Consider the following 16,769-nt stretch of genomic DNA (forward strand, 5'->3'; position numbering starts at 1 on the left):
CGCTGTCTTTAATGGCAGCGTTTTTTTCGTTTTACGATCGACAAATTCAGTACGAAAACTTCAAAAAATGTACGATTTACGCAACATTAATTGACAGACTTTACCTTTGGGCTTGATTTATACTTAGGAAAACAAACACTAAGGTCACCGAGCCGCAGAAAGGGGAAGGATGTGGAAATCTATTTAGATGCGATATGGCTGTTAAACTTTTGTTTTGACTTGCTGCTTTTAATGATGACCGCATTTATTTTAAAGCGAAGGGTTAAAAAGCGGAGGCTGATCCTAGGGGCATTTGTCGCGTCAAGCATCGTTCTGTTTATGTTTACACCTTTTTCACCGTACGTCCTTCATCCTGCCGGCAAACTGTCGTTTTCGGTTGTGATCGTTCTTGTGGCATTTGGTTTTAAGCGGTTCCGGTTTTTTTTGCAGAATTTGTTTTCTTTTTATTTTGCCACTTTTTTAATGGGAGGAGGGATTATCGGAGCGCATTCTTTGCTTGAAACGGATTCGATCATGGAAAACGGCGTCTTTATGACGAATTGGTCCGGTTTTGGAGACCCCGTCAGCTGGCTGTTTGTCTGTGTGGGTTTTGCGGCTGTATGGCTGTTTTCAAAAAAGCGTTTTGAAGATGCTGAAGCGAAGAAAATTCAATACGAAGAACGCGTCCGCCTAGAGGCCTGCATTGGTGAACATACGCTTCATTTCACCGGATTGATTGACTCCGGAAACCAGCTCTACGATCCAATCACAAAAACGCCCGTCATGATCGTCAATATTGAAAAATTGAAAGTTGTATTGGGAGAAGAGGCAAGTGTGACCATCAAGGAAATGAGCCCGCTTGATGCCGTCGGGAAACTGGATGAAGCACTGCCGTATATCGGGCGGATCCGCCTGATTCCGTACCGCGGGGTCGGCCATCAGCATCAGTTTCTGCTCTGCTTAAAGCCGGATCATGTGCTCGTTTGTACGGAAAGAGAAGTGATTGAAGCGCCGAAATGCCTGATTGGCATCAGCACATCACCGCTTTCCGCTGACGGCGAATTTGACGCCATCGTCCATCCGAAAATGCTGGCCGGAAACCCGGTCAAACACGTTTCTTAAACTTGAAGTCTGTTACATTATCATACTCCTGAAGACGTTTATTTAGAAGGGGGAGGAAGATGAAAAAACTAAAATTAAGGTTAACCTATCTATGGTACAAACTTTTAATGAAACTGGGGCTGAAAAGCGACGAAATTTATTATATCGGCGGAAGCGAGGCGCTTCCCCCGCCATTGTCAAAAGATGAAGAGCAGGTGCTTCTCCATAAGCTGCCTGACGGTGATCAGGCGGCACGAGCGATTTTGATTGAACGAAATCTCAGACTGGTCGTGTACATCGCGAGAAAATTTGAAAATACAGGAATCAATATCGAGGATTTAATCTCCATCGGCACGATCGGGCTCATCAAAGCGGTGAATACGTTTAATCCCGAGAAAAAAATCAAACTGGCTACATATGCTTCCAGATGCATTGAAAATGAAATTTTGATGTATTTAAGAAGAAACAATAAAATCCGTTCAGAGGTATCATTCGACGAACCGCTGAACATCGATTGGGACGGAAATGAGCTGCTTCTCTCAGATGTGCTCGGAACAGAAAACGACATTATTACAAAAGACATCGAAGCAAACGTTGACAAGAAGCTGCTGAAAAAAGCGCTTGAACAGCTCAATGACAGAGAAAAACAGATCATGGAGCTCCGTTTCGGGCTTGTCGGAGGGGAAGAAAAAACACAAAAAGACGTTGCCGATATGCTCGGGATCTCCCAGTCATATATTTCCCGACTTGAAAAAAGAATTATTAAAAGGCTCCGAAAAGAATTCAACAAGATGGTTTAATTTTTTTATGAAATTTGAAGCATTGACAGTCAAGGGTTTTCGGCTCGATCTTCTTATTTTTGGAAATTAACGATGCATATTTTTCCCACCCGAGGAGATACTGAACTTTGTACAGCAGCTCCTGTAGGGAGGGAAAAAAGTGTCGAGGAATAAAGTTGAAATCTGCGGGGTTGATACATCAAAACTGCCCGTACTGAAGAACGAAGAGATGAGAAAGTTATTCAAGCAAATGCAGGATGAAGGAGACACAACAGCGAGAGAAAAGCTTGTTAACGGCAATTTGCGCCTTGTCTTAAGCGTCATTCAAAGGTTTAACAACAGAGGAGAATATGTTGATGACTTATTCCAAGTCGGCTGCATCGGACTAATGAAATCAATTGATAATTTTGACCTGAGCCACAATGTTAAGTTTTCAACATATGCTGTACCAATGATCATCGGAGAAATCCGCAGATATTTGCGCGATAACAACCCGATCCGCGTCTCACGGTCACTCAGGGATATCGCGTACAAGGCGCTGCAAGTGAGAGAACGGCTGATCAGTGAGACAAGCAGGGAGCCGACTGCTCAGGAGATCGCTAAAGAGCTTGAAGTGTCCCATGAAGAAATCGTTTTTGCGCTTGACGCCATTCAAGATCCTGTATCTTTGTTTGAGCCGATTTACAATGACGGAGGAGATCCGATTTATGTCATGGATCAAATCAGCGATGAGCGCAACAAGGATTCGCAATGGATCGAAGAGCTCGCCTTAAAAGAAGGCATGAGACGGCTGAATGAACGGGAAAAAATGATCCTCAGAAAACGCTTCTTCCAAGGCAAGACGCAAATGGAAGTCGCTGATGAGATCGGAATCTCCCAAGCCCAGGTCTCAAGGCTGGAAAAAGCCGCCATTAAACAAATGAATAAGAACATTCACTAAGCCGCAGACAATCTGCGGCTTTTCACATGCTAAAAATGGAAAATCTCTCATTCACTTTATTAAATATATAAGCTATAATAAAAGAATTATATTTTAATTTATCAGAATATTTACATAAAAAAAGGGGGATTTTAAGTGGTTCTGCAGCTTGAGCATGCTTCACTAAAACGAAACGGAGAGTGGATATTAAAGGATATTGATTGGACGGTGGAAAAGGGGGAGCACTGGGCGTTATACGGATTGAACGGAGCCGGCAAAACCGCACTGCTCAATATGCTGTGCGCTTATTATTTTCCGACAACAGGAAAAGTCACCGTGTTAGGGCGCGAATTCGGAAAAACGGAGCTTGGCGAGAAGCTTCGGCGAAAAATCGGCCTTGTTTCAGCCGCCCTGCAGCAGAAGCTTTATCCTGAAGACAGTGCATTTGAAATTGTTTTAAGCGGCGTCTTCGCTTCGATCGGCCTTTATGAATCGCCTTCACAGTCTGTCAGAGAGAAAGCGGTCGCCCTCTTGGAGGAATTCGGCTCCATCCGCTATGCGGACAGGAGATATGAAACGCTCTCCCAGGGAGAAAAGCAAAAGGTGCTGATCGCAAGGGCCTTGATGGCCGATCCTGAGCTGCTGATTCTCGACGAACCTGTCACCGGTCTAGATTTTATCGCGAGGGAGCAGGTGCTGGAGACGGTTGAACAAATTGCCAAGAAAGACAGTGCGCCGTCCATGCTTTACGTTACTCACCATGCAGAAGAAATTCTCCCCGCTTTCAGCCAAACCCTGCTGTTAAAAAAAGGGGAAGTGTTTGCGTTGGGAAAGACAAGAGAGATGATGTCCGGCGAGGTTCTGTCCGAATTTTTCGATATGCCCGTCCAGGCGGTATGGACGGAAGATCGGCCGTACTTGTCCAAGAAAAAAACTGCAAACCTCAATGTTTAAAGCTTCGGATGTGTTTGGGAGCCTCCTTCTATTATGGAGGCTCTTTTTCAGCTTTCATCATCTTAAAGAAGCTGGTAAGATAATAAAGAACGTCATGTTTTAGGGGAGTTCATCATTATGATCATTCAATTCATTCGCTACAGATAATGAAAGGTATAGACAAACGCTTAGCCCATCCACACCTATGGCTTTAAAAATGCCGAAGGAGCGGGTTTATTTGTCTATGCCTTTTTCATTGATCTAAATACGAATGAATGAGGTGTAACAATGATGAATAAAAAATTAAAAAGAGCAGCGCTTATGAAGGAGCATGAAACGATGTTTCAGTGCCCGCTATGCGCCGCGAACATGGCGATCAGCGAGTTAAAAAGCCTTATATGTTCAAACAGACATACGTTTGATATCGCAAAAGGAGGGTATGTCAATGTCGCGACGCATTCTCCTTCCGTTAAGATTTATTTGAAGCCAGAAGAATGTTAGCAGCCGCCGGCTTTTTTGAACCGATGAGAGGCGCGTTGACAGACCGTCTTAAACAAGCCGGCCTGCCGTTTTGCAATTTTGTCAGGATCCTCGATGCCGGCTGCGGGGAAGGTTCGCATTTGACGCGAATCGCTGAAACGCTAGAAGCGCGTTTCGGAACGCCTGTCCTTGGAGTCGGGCTGGATTTGGCGAAAGCCGGGATTGTATCGGCGGCTAAGCAAGAAAGAGAGGCGATCTGGTGTGTCGCCGATCTGGCTGCCGCACCGTTTCGGAATCGTTCATTCGACGCGATCCTCAATATATTGTCGCCTTCTAATTACGCGGAATTCGAGCGGCTGTTATCGGATGACGGCATCGTTTTGAAAGTGATTCCGAGAAGCGGCCATCTGAAAGAACTGAGGAGATTTTTGTACGACGGCTCGGACAAACAAGCCTATACGAGCGAGGATACGGCTGAGCGCTTCGCGTCTCATTTTGATCTGATCGACAGAACGGAGATCGCCTACAGCAAACGTTTAGACCGAATCCAGCTCCCGCCGCTCATCAAGATGACGCCTTTATCATGGCGCGCGCAAAAGGAGCGGATCAATGCCTTTCTAAAGAAGGAATCCGCTGTTATGACCGTCCATCTCGATATTTTAGCCGGCAGGAAAAAAACGAAATAAACCACTGAAAAGGCAGTCTAAATAAAGGACTGCCTTTCATATAATCTTAAAAGGACATTTGATCAGAGGAGGCGTGCGGTGGACATGATGAATATTTCTGATTTCCAGATAAAAGATGTCGTTAACGTATCAAACGGAAAAAAGCTCGGCAGCATCGGCGATATCGATATAAATGTAACGACAGGCAAAATACAGGCGATCGTCATCGGAGGAACGGGGAAAGTTTTCGGATTTTTCGGAAAAGAAGAGGAAATCGTCATTCCGTGGCGAAATATTGTTAAAATTGGAGAAGATGTGATTCTTGTGCGTTTAAGCTGATCTAGCACAATCAGATGCTGCCTGATCAATCGGCGGACCTTTATCCGCCTGCTTTTTTCAAAATGTTGTGAACGATGAGAACGTCTGCAAAAGCAGGGATAAATGTTGCAAACAATACATTTCGTTTAGTTTTTTGAAACGAAACTAAACGAATGCATCAAGATGTGTTAAAATAGGAGCGATATGATGAAAGACTACGATGTTTGTCGAAAGGCTGATCACCATGAATACATATAACCCCTTTCGTCTTGATGCTCCGTCAATGCTTTTGATTGAGGAATGGAATCAGACGGCGGAAACCGGCGGAGCCGTCACAGCCGGATTTACGACAAAAAACGGCGGAGAAAGCGAACCGCCTTTTCACTCATTGAATACAGGGCTGCACGTTCAGGATCATGAACAGCATGTCATCAATAACAGAAAAAAGGTTGCCGACATCCTAAAAACAGATCTGCACGACTGGGTATTTGCTGATCAGACGCATGAAGACCGGATTCATAAAGTGACGGATGGCGATCGCGCCAGCGGCGCTTTCCGATACGATACGGCGCTGAAGGCTACGGACGGACTTTATACAGACAGGCCAAACCTGTTTTTGGCGCTTTGCTTTGCCGACTGCGTTCCCGTTTATTTTTACGATCCGGTCCGCTCGCTGGTCGGCATCGCTCACGCGGGCTGGAAAGGCACCGCACTTGGGATCGCCGCCAGCATGGTTGACACGTGGATCAGGCGGGAAGGGTCGAATCCCGCAGACATCCGTGCCGTGATCGGGCCTGCGATCGGTTCGTGCTGCTACACTGTCGACGATCATGTAATAGACAAAATCAGAAATCTTCCTCTTCAGCAAGAAGACAAAGCCTTTTTGACGATAAAAGAAGGGGAGTACCGTCTCGAATTAAAAGAAGTGAACAGGCAGCTGCTTGTACACGCCGAAATTCCAAACGGCCAGATCGAAGTGAGTTCCCTTTGTACGAGCTGCGAGCGTTCACTGTTTTTCTCCCATCGGAGAGACCGGGGAAAAACCGGACGGATGATGTCCTTCATCGGATTAAAGGAGGTATAGCTTACAGGTGGATGTAAAAAGCAATTTACGACATATAAATGACAGGATCAACGAAGCGTGTATCAAAGCGGGCAGAACGCCCGACGAAATATCCGTCATCGCTGTCACGAAATATGTTTCCCCGGAACGGGCGCAGGCAGCGCTGGATGCAGGAATCAGGCATTTGGGTGAAAACCGTGATACCGGGCTGCTTCACAAGCTCGACGTTCTGAAAGACAGCGAACCGGTATGGCATTTTATCGGAACCCTGCAGACGAGAAAGGTAAAAGCAATCATCGATCATGTCTCATATATCCATTCTTTAGACAGGCTTTCACTGGCCGATGAAATTCAAAAGAGGGCAAAAAAACCGATTGACTGTTTTGTCCAGGTCAACACATCCCTTGAACCTTCAAAACACGGCATGGCAAAAGAAGAAGTTCTTCCTTTTGTAAAAAAACTGTCTGGATACGAAAACATTCGGATCGCGGGATTAATGACGATGGCTCCTTTTACGGATGATGAGAAGGCAATCAGAAGCTGTTTTCGCTTGCTGAGAGAGCTGCGCGACGAGGTGCGCGGCCTTGATCAATGGAACGCTCCGTGCAGCGAGCTTTCGATGGGTATGTCTAACGACTATGCGATCGCAGTCGAGGAAGGCGCGACATTCGTCAGAATCGGATCTTCCTTAGTCGGAAATGAAACTGGAGGTGGACAATCATGAGTTTGAAAAACAAATTTAAAAACTTTTTTTCCTTGGATGATGAGGAATACGAATACGAGTATATTGAAACAGACAGGGAGGAAATCCCTGAAGAGCATGAATCAAAAGACAGAACCGCCTACCAGTCTAAAGCGGCTGGGAAGCAGAATGTCGTAAGTTTGCAAAGCGTTCAGAAATCTTCTAAAGTAGTGTTAAGTGAGCCTCGGGTGTACGCGGAAGCCCAGGAAATCGCAGACCATATCAAAAACCGACGCGCCGTCGTCGTGAACCTGCAGCGCATCCAGCACGATCAGGCGAAAAGAATCGTTGATTTCTTGAGCGGAACTGTATATGCTCTCGGCGGCGATATTCAGCGGATCGGAGCGGACATCTTTTTATGCACGCCTGAGAACGTCGATGTTTCCGGCACGATTTCCGAGCTCATAGAAGAAGAACATCAGAGGTGGTAAATCGCAGATGATCCTACTTTATCAAATTTTAAGCACGCTTTTAACCGTCTATTCTTTTGCGCTCATTATTTACATTTTTATGTCTTGGGTGCCTAATGCAAGGGAATCTTCATTCGGCCGGGTGCTTGCTTCACTTTGCGAGCCTTATCTCGAACCGTTCAGAAGGATCATTCCTCCGCTCGGGATGATTGATATTTCTCCGATTGTGGCGATTTTCGTCCTGAAATTCGCAGATGCAGGGCTTCTTGCGGTTTTCAGAATGCTCGGCGCTTTTTAATTGAGATCATGCCGATTTCCCGTAAGGACTTGCCGGCGGCAGCGGCGCCGCTTTTCATGAGTGTGCCTTCAATCTTTGCGGGCCGAGTATCGGGCTTGGCTGTAGCCAGGCCTCTTTACATAGAAAGGAAAGACAATGAGCGATATTTACCAGCATTTCAGAAAAGACGAAGAGCCGTTTATCGACCAGGCTCTTGAGTGGAAAAGAATCGTAGCGGAACAGTACCGGATGAAGCTGACCGATTTTTTGGATCCGCGGGAACAGGTGATCCTGCAGTCTGTCATCGGTCAGTCGGACGAAGTGAGGCTTGAATTTTTCGGGGGGTTCCCTGAGGCTGAACGAAAGCGGGCTGTGCTGTTCCCCGAATATGCCGAGCCGTCTGCCGAAGATTTTCAGCTTCAAGCCTGGGAAGTCATCTACCCGCAAAAATTTGCCTCCATCGAGCATCGCGAGCTTCTCGGCTCATTGATGGGCATCGGATTGAAGCGCCAAAAGTTCGGCGATCTGATCTTTTCGGACGGAACATGGCAGTTTATCTGTTCGGAAGAAGTCGCTGATTTTGTTTTCACCCAGCTGACACAAATCGGCAAGGTGAAAGTTTCCCTTGAAAAAATTCCGCTTTCAAAGCTTAAAGTACCGGAGCAGGATGTCGAAATAAGGGATGATACGGTTTCATCTTTGAGGCTTGATGCGATTTGCTCGGCAATGAGCAGGCAATCCCGGCAGAAAGCACAGGTTCTTGTGAAAAACGGCCTCGTGAAAGTGAACTGGAAAGTCATCGAAGACCCTTCATATGCACTGGCTGAAGGGGATATGGTTTCGATCCGGGGATTTGGCCGCTTCAGAATGAAAAACATTGACGGCAAAACGAAGAAGGGCAAATGGAGATTGACGTTTGAAAAACAAAAATGACGCGTTTTAACAGTTTTTTCTCCGCCCGGTCGAATTTTGCTTTATAATGTTGACTAGGACAAGTGTACATAAAGAAAAAAATGGAGGTGGGCAGCATGCCTTTGACGCCAAATGACATTCATAATAAAACATTTACGAAAGCGTTCCGCGGCTATGATGAAGATGAAGTGAACGAATTCCTGGCCCAGGTGAGGAAGGATTATGAGATCATTCTGCGCAAAAAAAATGAGCTTGAAACAAAGGTGAACGAGCTTGACGAGCGTCTCGGCCATTTTTCGACGATCGAAGAGACGTTGAATAAATCGATCCTTGTCGCACAGGAAGCGGCAGAAGACGTAAAGCGCAATTCCGAGAAAGAAGCGAAGCTCATCATCCGTGAAGCTGAGAAAAACGCAGATCGGATCATTAATGAGTCTCTTTCAAAATCGAGAAAGATCGCTATGGAAATCGAAGAGCTGAAAAAGCAGTCAAAAGTGTTCAGAACCCGTTTCCAAATGCTGATCGAAGCGCAGCTTGACCTGTTGAAAAACGATGACTGGGATCATTTGCTTGAATACGAAGTAGACGCAGTAATGGATGAAAAGGAATAGATTTTCGTTTGCAATCTTGACATACCGTCATCTGTTCGCATATAATACGTTCATAAATTGAGTGAAAAACGTTTGAGAGGGACAGACATTGATTCCTGAAAACAATGAAAGCGACCCGGGGGCGGTGTAAGCCCGGGATTGTTGGAATCGTTGTGTATCAGCCCTCAAGTTTCCTTTCTGAACCGTCCAGTAGGAAAGGACGTCCCATCACGTTACGATGTTTGAGCGGATAAGCCGAATCGGCTTGTCTAAAAGGGTGGTACCGCGAGATCAAAGCCTTCTCGTCCCTTATGGGATGAAAAGGCTTTTTTTGTTTTAGAAAAGATGTTTTGGAGGAATGGTAATGGATTATAAAGACACGCTCTTAATGCCGAAAACAGATTTTCCGATGAGAGGAAACCTGCCGAACCGCGAACCTGAAATCCAGGGGAAATGGGAGGATATGGACATTTACAGCCTCGTTCAGAAACGTACCGAAGGCCGGCCGATGTTCGTGCTTCATGACGGACCGCCGTATGCGAACGGCGATATTCATATGGGGCATGCGCTTAACAAAGTACTGAAGGATTTCATCGTCCGTTCGAGATCGATGAGCGGCTATCATGCGCCGTACGTTCCGGGCTGGGACACACACGGCCTGCCGATTGAAACAGCGCTCACGAAGAACAAAAAAGTGAAGCGCAAAGAAATGACAGTTGCCGAATTCCGCAAACTTTGCGAAGAATATGCATGGCAGCAAATCGAAGGCCAAAAAGCGCAATTTAAGCGGCTCGGTGTCAGAGGAGATTGGGAAAATCCATACGTGACGCTTAAGCCTGAGTTTGAAGCGCAGCAAATTAAAGTATTCGGCGAAATGGCGAAAAAAGGCTATATTTACAAAGGGAAGAAGCCGGTTTACTGGTCTCCTTCAAGTGAGTCTGCTCTGGCTGAAGCGGAAATCGAGTACCATGATAAACGCTCTCCGTCTATCTATGTTGCATTTGATGTAAAGGATGGAAAAGGCGTATTAACAAACGGCGAAAAGATTGTCATCTGGACGACAACGCCGTGGACAATCCCGGCCAACCTCGGCATCGCCGTACATCCTGAACTGGAGTACAGCGTCGTTGCTACCGGCGGCGCGCGCTACGTGATGGCAAGCGCATTGATTGAAAGCGTGGCAAAAGCGATCGGCTTTGAAGATCATGAAGTCGTTCAGACTGTTAAAGGTAAAGATTTGGAACATATCGTCGCAGTTCATCCTCTATACGGCAGAGATTCGCTTGTGATGCTCGGCGAACACGTAACAACAGATGCCGGTACAGGCTGCGTTCATACCGCTCCAGGACACGGGGAAGACGACTTTATCATCGGTCAAAAATACGGGCTTGACGTGCTTTGTCCGGTTGATGAAAAAGGACATATGACGAGCGAAGCCCCTGGTTTTGAAGGACTGTTTTACGATCAGGCCAACAAGCCGATTACAGAACAGCTCGAAGAAAAAGGCGCTTTGCTGAAGCTTGATTTCATCACTCACTCCTATCCGCACGACTGGAGAACGAAAAAACCGACTATTTTCCGTGCAACCGCCCAATGGTTCGCTTCCATCAAAGACTTTAGAGACGAGCTTCTTGAAGCGGTTAAAAAAACTAAATGGGTGCCTGAATGGGGCGAGACACGCCTCTACAATATGATCCGCGACCGCGGCGACTGGTGTATTTCAAGACAGCGCGCATGGGGCGTGCCGATTCCGGTATTTTATGCGGAAAACGGGGAGCCGATCATCACGGACGAAACGATCAACCACGTTTCTGAACTATTCAGGGAGCACGGTTCGAACATTTGGTTTGAAAAAGAAGCGAATGAACTGCTTCCGGAAGGCTTTACTCACCCTGGAAGCCCGAACGGCAAGTTTACAAAAGAGCAGGACATCATGGACGTCTGGTTTGATTCAGGTTCGTCTCATCAGGCCGTACTGGAAGAGCGCGAAGATCTTGTAAGACCTGCCGACTTGTATCTGGAAGGATCTGACCAATACCGCGGCTGGTTTAACTCATCGATTTCGACAGCGGTTGCCGTAACAGGCAAAGCACCTTATAAAGGCGTGCTTTCGCACGGTTTTGCTCTTGACGGAGAAGGCCGCAAAATGAGTAAATCACTCGGCAATGTCGTTGTTCCTGCAAAAATCATGAACCAGTTCGGGGCAGATATTTTAAGGCTGTGGGTTGCGTCTGTCGACTATCAGGCAGATGTCCGCGTGTCTGACGCGATCTTAAAGCAAGTCGCAGAAGTGTACCGGAAGATCCGCAACACGTTCCGCTTCCTTCACGGAAACATTGCTGATTTTGACCCGGCGAAAGATGCAATCGCTGTGGAAGATCTGAGAGAAGTCGATCAGTACATTTTGATCAAACTGAACAGCCTCATTGAAAAAGTCAAAAAAGCGTATGAAGAATACGATTTTGCGGTCATTTACCATGCTGTCCACAACTTCTGTGCGATCGAGCTCAGCTCATTCTATATGGACTTTGCTAAAGACGTCGTTTATATTGAACACGCCGATCATAAAGACCGCCGCAGCATGCAGACCGTTTTTTACGAAACGCTGCTTGCGCTTGTCAAGCTGATCGCGCCGATTCTGCCGCATACTGCGGACGAAATGTGGAGCCACTTCACATTCGTATCGGAAAAAAGCGTGCAGCTTACAGATATGCCGGAAACAAGAGACATTCCGAATGCAAAAGAGACGGAAGAGAAGTTCGACAGCTTCATGAAGCTGCGCGACGATGTTCTTAAAGCGCTTGAAACAGCACGGAATGAAAAGATCATCGGAAAATCTTCGGTTGCCAGCTTGACGCTGTATCCGAATGAAGAAGCTAAAGCGCTGCTTTCTTCAATCAAGGAAGACGTCAAACAGCTGTTCATCGTGTCGGAGCTTGCCATCGGCGGAACGGAAGCCGATGCGCCTGAGGATGCGCAGTCGTTTGAAACAGGAAAAATCGTCGTTGCTCAGGCAGAAGGCGAGACTTGCGAGCGGTGCCGCATGGTTTCCAAAGAAATCGGCGAGGATCCCGATCATCCGGAACTCTGCCCTCGCTGTGCTGGAATTGTGAAGACGTATTATCAAAATTAACCATGAAGCGGTTCGGAGTTTTTCCGAACCGCTTTTAGCATGCCGCCAAACCTTATCATTTGCTGTCATGCCTGCTAAGTAAATAAAAAGGATCGGCAGCTAACCTGCTTGAACGCCGCCGCCACATCCTGTGAAAGTCCGCAGTAAGGATGCCATTGCTGACATCGTTTTGTACGTCAGGAAAAATCTTTTGGGCTTGGATACCGGCATTGTCGGTAACACTAAGGTCACAAACGATAAGAGCAGGAGTTGATGTAGGCGTGAACGAGCAGCTGGCGGCAATTCATACCGAACTTCTTCAAATGAAGGAAGAGTTGGAAGCAAGGCTTTTTGAATACTCCTTTTTTCAGCAGGATTCTCAGGGCATCAGTTCGTATCAGCAGGCAACACTTATGTATCATGTAAAAGAAGAGCTTCAGGACGTGCTTTTGGCCCTTTCAAAAATCGAAAACGGAACATACGGCATTTGCGAAGAAACAAATCAGGCTATTCCGCTGGCAAAGATGGCTATTCTGCCGACGGCGCGCACTGCGAACGATTTTTTATATCATGCCCAATTTGAAAAAAAGACGCTTCCTATTTGGGCTGAGACGGATGAAACGTTCAACCGGGCGCTCTACTCATAACATTCTGCAAGAGGGGAGGGCATTTGCCCTCTTGCAGGATGTCAATGAATATTCCTTTACTCCTTTTCTTTTTCTTGTTAAAATGCTTAAATGAAGAGAAACAGAAACTGGAGGAACGGTTTGTGCCTTATTACATAATTGCGCTGCTCATTATCGGTATCGATCAATTTACAAAATGGCTGGTCGTCAGCAAAATGGAGTACGGTGAAAGCATCCCCGTCATCGATGGCTTCTTTCAGATTACGTCGCACAGGAATACAGGTGCGGCATGGGGCATTTTGGCCGGGCAGATGTGGTTTTTTTACATCATTACGACGGTGGTGATCATCGGCATTGTATACTACATTCAAAAACATGCAAAAGGACAAATCCTGCTCGGAATCGCTCTCGGTTTGATGCTTGGCGGTGCTGTCGGCAATTTCATCGACCGCGTGTTCAGACAAGAAGTTGTCGATTTTATCCACGTGACGATCGTCAATTATCACTATCCGATTTTCAACATTGCCGATTCATCTTTATGCATCGGAGTCCTGCTCTTATTTATACAAATGCTGTTAGACGGAAAGAAGAAGAAGGAGCTGTAACATGGAGCATTATGATATGACCGTTCATGAAGAACATAAAGGTGAACGGATTGACAAGTACTTGACCGCAGTTGAAGCGGATTGGTCGCGGACTCAAGTACAGCAGTGGATTAAAGAAGACCGTGTGCTGGTTAACGGAAATGCGGTGAAAGCCAATTATAAAGTTCAGGAAGGGGATGCGGTGTCAGTCCAGGTTCCCGAACCGGAACCGCTGGATGTCACGGCTGAACCGATGGATCTTGATATTTATTATGAGGACCAGGACGTACTGGTCGTCAACAAGCCGCGGGGAATGGTCGTTCATCCGGCTCCCGGCCATTTGACAGGGACGCTAGTCAATGGTTTGATGGCGCATTGTGACGACCTGTCAGGCATCAACGGCGTGATGAGACCGGGGATCGTCCACCGGATTGATAAGGACACTTCAGGCCTGTTGATGGTTGCCAAAAACGACATGGCGCATGAGTCGCTCGTGAACCAGCTTGTCAACAAAACAGTAACGAGAAAATACACCGCGCTCGTCCACGGCGTCATCCCGCATGACCACGGGACGATCGACGCGCCGATCGGCAGGGATAAAAAAGACAGGCAGAGTATGACGGTTACAAGGGAAAACGGAAAGCATGCCGTCACTCATTTTGAAGTAATCGAACGGTTCGACGATTTTACTGTCGTTGAATGCCAGCTTGAAACGGGGAGAACCCATCAAATTCGCGTGCATATGAAATATATCGGCTTTCCTCTCGCGGGAGATCCGAAATACGGACCGAAAAAGACGGTCGATTTCAACGGCCAGGTGCTGCATGCGGGCGTATTGGGGTTTGACCATCCGCGTACGGGAGAATATGTTGAATTTGAGGCGCCTCTGCCTGACGACATGAAAAACCTCCTCGACAAAATTCGAAATAAACGTTGACAGACGTTTTCTTTTTTGAAATAATAAATGCAGTTAAATCAGATTCTTTAACACAGTCCAGAGAGGCTGAGAAGGATACCGGACAAGCGAATCAATGAATTCGTTTAAAGACCCCTCTCTGCCTTTATGCAGAAGGGGTTTTTGTTTTATCCTTTAAAAGATGCGAGGTGTTTGGCCATGCAAGAGCAGGAAAAGGCTGTTGTGCTTGACGAACAGGCGATCAGAAGGGCGCTGACAAGAATCGCCCACGAAATGATTGAACGAAACAAAGGAATGAACAACTGTATCCTTGTCGGAATCAAAACGAGAGGCATCTATCTGGCCAAACGGCTTGCCGAACGGATTGAGCAAATCGAAGGAAACAAAGTCACCGTAGGAGAGCTGGACATCACCCTTTACCGGGATGATCTCTCCAAAAAAACGTCCAATAAAGAGCCGCTTGTCAAAGGAGCGGACATTCCGGCGGACATCACCGATCAAAAGGTGATCCTCGTCGATGACGTGCTTTACACGGGACGGACGGTCAGAGCGGCCATGGATGCGCTCGTCGATGTCGGGCGGCCTTCATCCATCCAGCTTGCGGTGCTTGTCGACCGCGGCCACAGAGAGCTGCCGATCAGAGCCGACTTTATCGGGAAAAACATCCCGACGTCGAAAACCGAAAAGGTCATGGTTCAATTGGAGGAAGTTGACGGACGCGACCTTGCGGCGATTTATAAAAAGTGAATGATAATCCTATAATCCTTTTTTAAATGCATTCCAGTGAGTTTGCAAAGAGGGATGGAACGAAAGAAAGCCGCCTTACCGTGCGGCGGTCTTTGTCTGCCTCTTTGCGCAATTTAAGCAAAGAGGCTTTTTTAATGGGCATAAATCATTTCAGGATATGAAGACATCATAGACAGTGAGTCGATCATCAGGAGGAAAAAATATGAGTCAGAAAAAAGTGAACCTTGGTGTCAGAGAAGTACCAAAACCTTTGAATTGGATATCTTTCAGCCTGCAGCATCTGTTTGCCATGTTCGGAGCGACGATCCTTGTGCCGAAGCTTGTAGGCTTAAGCCCGGGCGTGGCCCTCATTACAAGCGGGCTTGGAACGCTTGCGTATCTCTTGATTACAAAAGGACAGATCCCGGCTTACTTAGGTTCATCCTTTGCATTTATTGCCCCGATTATCGCGGCAAAAGCCGCCGGAGGCCCTGGCGCGGCCATGATCGGCGCATTTATGGCAGGCATCGCCTACGGGCTGATCGCCCTTCTCATCCAGCAGCTTGGAACGGACTGGCTGATGAGGCTTCTGCCGCCTGTTGTCGTCGGTCCGGTCATTATCGTCATCGGACTCGGGCTGGCAAGCACGGCTGTCAATATGGCCATGTATGAAGATTCGGGAGCAAAAGTGCTCGTCTACAGCGCCAAGCATTTTGGCGTCGCAGGATTCACACTCGCGCTCACCATAATCTGCGCGATTTTCTTGAGAGGATTTTTCAGCCTGATTCCTGTCTTGATCGGAATTATCGGCGGATACTTGTTCGCCCTGACCCAGGGAATCGTCGACTTCCAGATGGTTCTTGACGCCAAATGGTTTGCTGTTCCGGACTTCGTGCTTCCGTTTGTCGACTATACGCCGAGCGCGGCGGCTGTCGGAATCGGAATCGCCATGGTGCCCGTCGCTTTCGTGACAATGTCAGAACATATCGGACACCAAATGGTATTAAGCAAGGTCGTCGGCCAGGATTTTATTAAGAAGCCCGGGCTTCACCGCTCGATTTTCGGCGACAGCGTCGCAACGATGCTTGCATCATGCATCGGCGGACCCCCGACAACGACTTACGGAGAAAACATCGGCGTACTCGCCATCACAAGAGTATTCAGCGTATTTGTCATCGGCGGAGCGGCTGTCATTGCACTGTGCTTCGGATTTATCGGCAAAATTTCGGCCCTGATCAGCTCTGTTCCTTCCGCAGTCATGGGAGGCGTTTCCTTCCTGCTGTTCGGTATCATCGCATCCAGCGGACTGCGCATGCTGATCGATAATAAAATTGACTTGGAAAACAAGCGAAACCTGATCATCTCATCCGTCATTCTCGTCATCGGAGTGGGCGGCGCATTTATCAAGATCTCAGGGTTTGAGCTGTCAAGCATGGCGCTTGCGGCGATCGTCGGAGTGGTTTTAAACCTTGTCCTGCCTGAATCAAAGGGAGATCAGGACGGAATTGAAATAGAAGAGCATATTTAAAAACCTTTTAAATGAAGTCCAGAGAGGCTTGAAAGGGTTGCGGAGAGAGAAGTGCAAAAAAGCGCATTCTCTGATTCACTGTACCCCAAGCCGTTATGGCCTGGGGTTT

19 protein-coding genes and 1 other annotated feature are annotated in these 16,769 nt (G+C 47.2%); all 19 genes read left to right on the forward strand.

Annotated features, from left to right (window positions below):
- Positions 1-171: 171 nt before the first annotated feature.
- Positions 172-1,101 carry a sigma-E processing peptidase SpoIIGA gene (spoIIGA, locus tag MKY62_RS08630; protein ID WP_009328548.1) on the forward strand — a complete coding sequence of 310 codons (930 nt, stop codon included), beginning with the start codon at positions 172-174 and terminating at the stop codon, positions 1,099-1,101.
- Positions 1,102-1,160: 59 nt separating this feature from the next.
- Positions 1,161-1,880, forward strand: coding sequence for an RNA polymerase sporulation sigma factor SigE (gene sigE, locus MKY62_RS08635; RefSeq protein WP_003181573.1), 720 nt, complete (start codon positions 1,161-1,163; stop codon positions 1,878-1,880).
- A 139-nt stretch (positions 1,881-2,019) separates the two neighbouring features.
- Positions 2,020-2,799 carry an RNA polymerase sporulation sigma factor SigG gene (sigG, locus tag MKY62_RS08640; protein ID WP_003181576.1) on the forward strand — a complete coding sequence of 260 codons (780 nt, stop codon included), beginning with the start codon at positions 2,020-2,022 and terminating at the stop codon, positions 2,797-2,799.
- Between the two features lie 135 nt (positions 2,800-2,934).
- Positions 2,935-3,732, forward strand: coding sequence for an ATP-binding cassette domain-containing protein (locus MKY62_RS08645; protein ID WP_003181578.1), 798 nt, complete (start codon positions 2,935-2,937; stop codon positions 3,730-3,732).
- Positions 3,733-4,002: 270 nt separating this feature from the next.
- Positions 4,003-4,212 (forward strand): putative RNA methyltransferase, encoded by a 210-nt coding sequence (locus MKY62_RS08650; protein WP_134972945.1) that lies wholly within the window; start codon positions 4,003-4,005, stop codon positions 4,210-4,212.
- Positions 4,206-4,877: a methyltransferase domain-containing protein gene (locus MKY62_RS08655; RefSeq protein ID WP_003181583.1), complete on the forward strand. Its 672-nt coding sequence runs from the start codon at positions 4,206-4,208 to the stop codon at positions 4,875-4,877. Before MKY62_RS08650 ends, MKY62_RS08655 begins: the two co-directional genes overlap by 7 nt.
- An 84-nt stretch (positions 4,878-4,961) precedes the next feature.
- Positions 4,962-5,195, forward strand: coding sequence for a YlmC/YmxH family sporulation protein (locus MKY62_RS08660; protein WP_011197962.1), 234 nt, complete (start codon positions 4,962-4,964; stop codon positions 5,193-5,195).
- 223 nt (positions 5,196-5,418) lie between these two features.
- A complete protein-coding gene (pgeF, locus tag MKY62_RS08665; RefSeq protein WP_025804497.1) occupies positions 5,419-6,258 on the forward strand; it encodes a peptidoglycan editing factor PgeF in 840 nt (279 codons plus the stop codon).
- A 7-nt stretch (positions 6,259-6,265) separates the two neighbouring features.
- Entirely contained in the window at positions 6,266-6,961 is a 696-nt protein-coding gene (locus MKY62_RS08670; RefSeq protein WP_003181591.1) for a YggS family pyridoxal phosphate-dependent enzyme, read from the forward strand.
- Complete coding sequence (gene sepF, locus MKY62_RS08675) at positions 6,958-7,410, forward strand: cell division protein SepF (protein ID WP_003181594.1); 453 nt, start codon at positions 6,958-6,960, stop codon at positions 7,408-7,410. The genes MKY62_RS08670 and sepF overlap by 4 nt, the downstream gene beginning before the upstream one ends.
- 10 nt (positions 7,411-7,420) lie before the next feature.
- Positions 7,421-7,687: a YggT family protein gene (locus MKY62_RS08680; RefSeq protein WP_025804499.1), complete on the forward strand. Its 267-nt coding sequence runs from the start codon at positions 7,421-7,423 to the stop codon at positions 7,685-7,687.
- Between the two features lie 135 nt (positions 7,688-7,822).
- Entirely contained in the window at positions 7,823-8,599 is a 777-nt protein-coding gene (locus MKY62_RS08685) for an RNA-binding protein (protein ID WP_009328544.1), read from the forward strand.
- A 95-nt stretch (positions 8,600-8,694) separates the two neighbouring features.
- Positions 8,695-9,189, forward strand: a complete 495-nt coding sequence (locus MKY62_RS08690; RefSeq protein WP_003181601.1) for a DivIVA domain-containing protein — start codon at positions 8,695-8,697, stop codon at positions 9,187-9,189.
- Positions 9,190-9,251: 62 nt separating this feature from the next.
- Positions 9,252-9,481 (forward strand) — a binding site (T-box leader).
- Between the two features lie 51 nt (positions 9,482-9,532).
- The gene (gene ileS, locus MKY62_RS08695; RefSeq protein ID WP_003181603.1) at positions 9,533-12,301 is read left to right on the forward strand and encodes an isoleucine--tRNA ligase; all 2,769 of its coding nucleotides are present in this window, start codon (positions 9,533-9,535) and stop codon (positions 12,299-12,301) included.
- 260 nt (positions 12,302-12,561) lie between these two features.
- Positions 12,562-12,927: a hypothetical protein gene (locus MKY62_RS08700; RefSeq protein WP_003181606.1), complete on the forward strand. Its 366-nt coding sequence runs from the start codon at positions 12,562-12,564 to the stop codon at positions 12,925-12,927.
- Positions 12,928-12,971: 44 nt separating this feature from the next.
- Positions 12,972-13,511: a signal peptidase II gene (lspA, locus tag MKY62_RS08705; RefSeq protein WP_009328542.1), complete on the forward strand. Its 540-nt coding sequence runs from the start codon at positions 12,972-12,974 to the stop codon at positions 13,509-13,511.
- Position 13,512: 1 nt separating this feature from the next.
- Positions 13,513-14,427, forward strand: a complete 915-nt coding sequence (locus tag MKY62_RS08710; protein WP_003181613.1) for an RluA family pseudouridine synthase — start codon at positions 13,513-13,515, stop codon at positions 14,425-14,427.
- A gap of 177 nt (positions 14,428-14,604) precedes the next feature.
- The gene (pyrR, locus tag MKY62_RS08715) at positions 14,605-15,153 is read left to right on the forward strand and encodes a bifunctional pyr operon transcriptional regulator/uracil phosphoribosyltransferase PyrR (RefSeq protein WP_003181615.1); all 549 of its coding nucleotides are present in this window, start codon (positions 14,605-14,607) and stop codon (positions 15,151-15,153) included.
- A 202-nt stretch (positions 15,154-15,355) separates the two neighbouring features.
- The gene (gene pyrP / locus MKY62_RS08720; protein WP_003181617.1) at positions 15,356-16,660 is read left to right on the forward strand and encodes a uracil permease PyrP; all 1,305 of its coding nucleotides are present in this window, start codon (positions 15,356-15,358) and stop codon (positions 16,658-16,660) included.
- The last annotated feature ends 109 nt before the right edge of the window (positions 16,661-16,769 follow it).

Source organism: Bacillus sp. FSL R7-0646 (assembly GCF_037969865.1).
In the GTDB taxonomy this organism is placed as follows: Bacteria; Bacillota; Bacilli; order Bacillales; family Bacillaceae; genus Bacillus; species Bacillus licheniformis.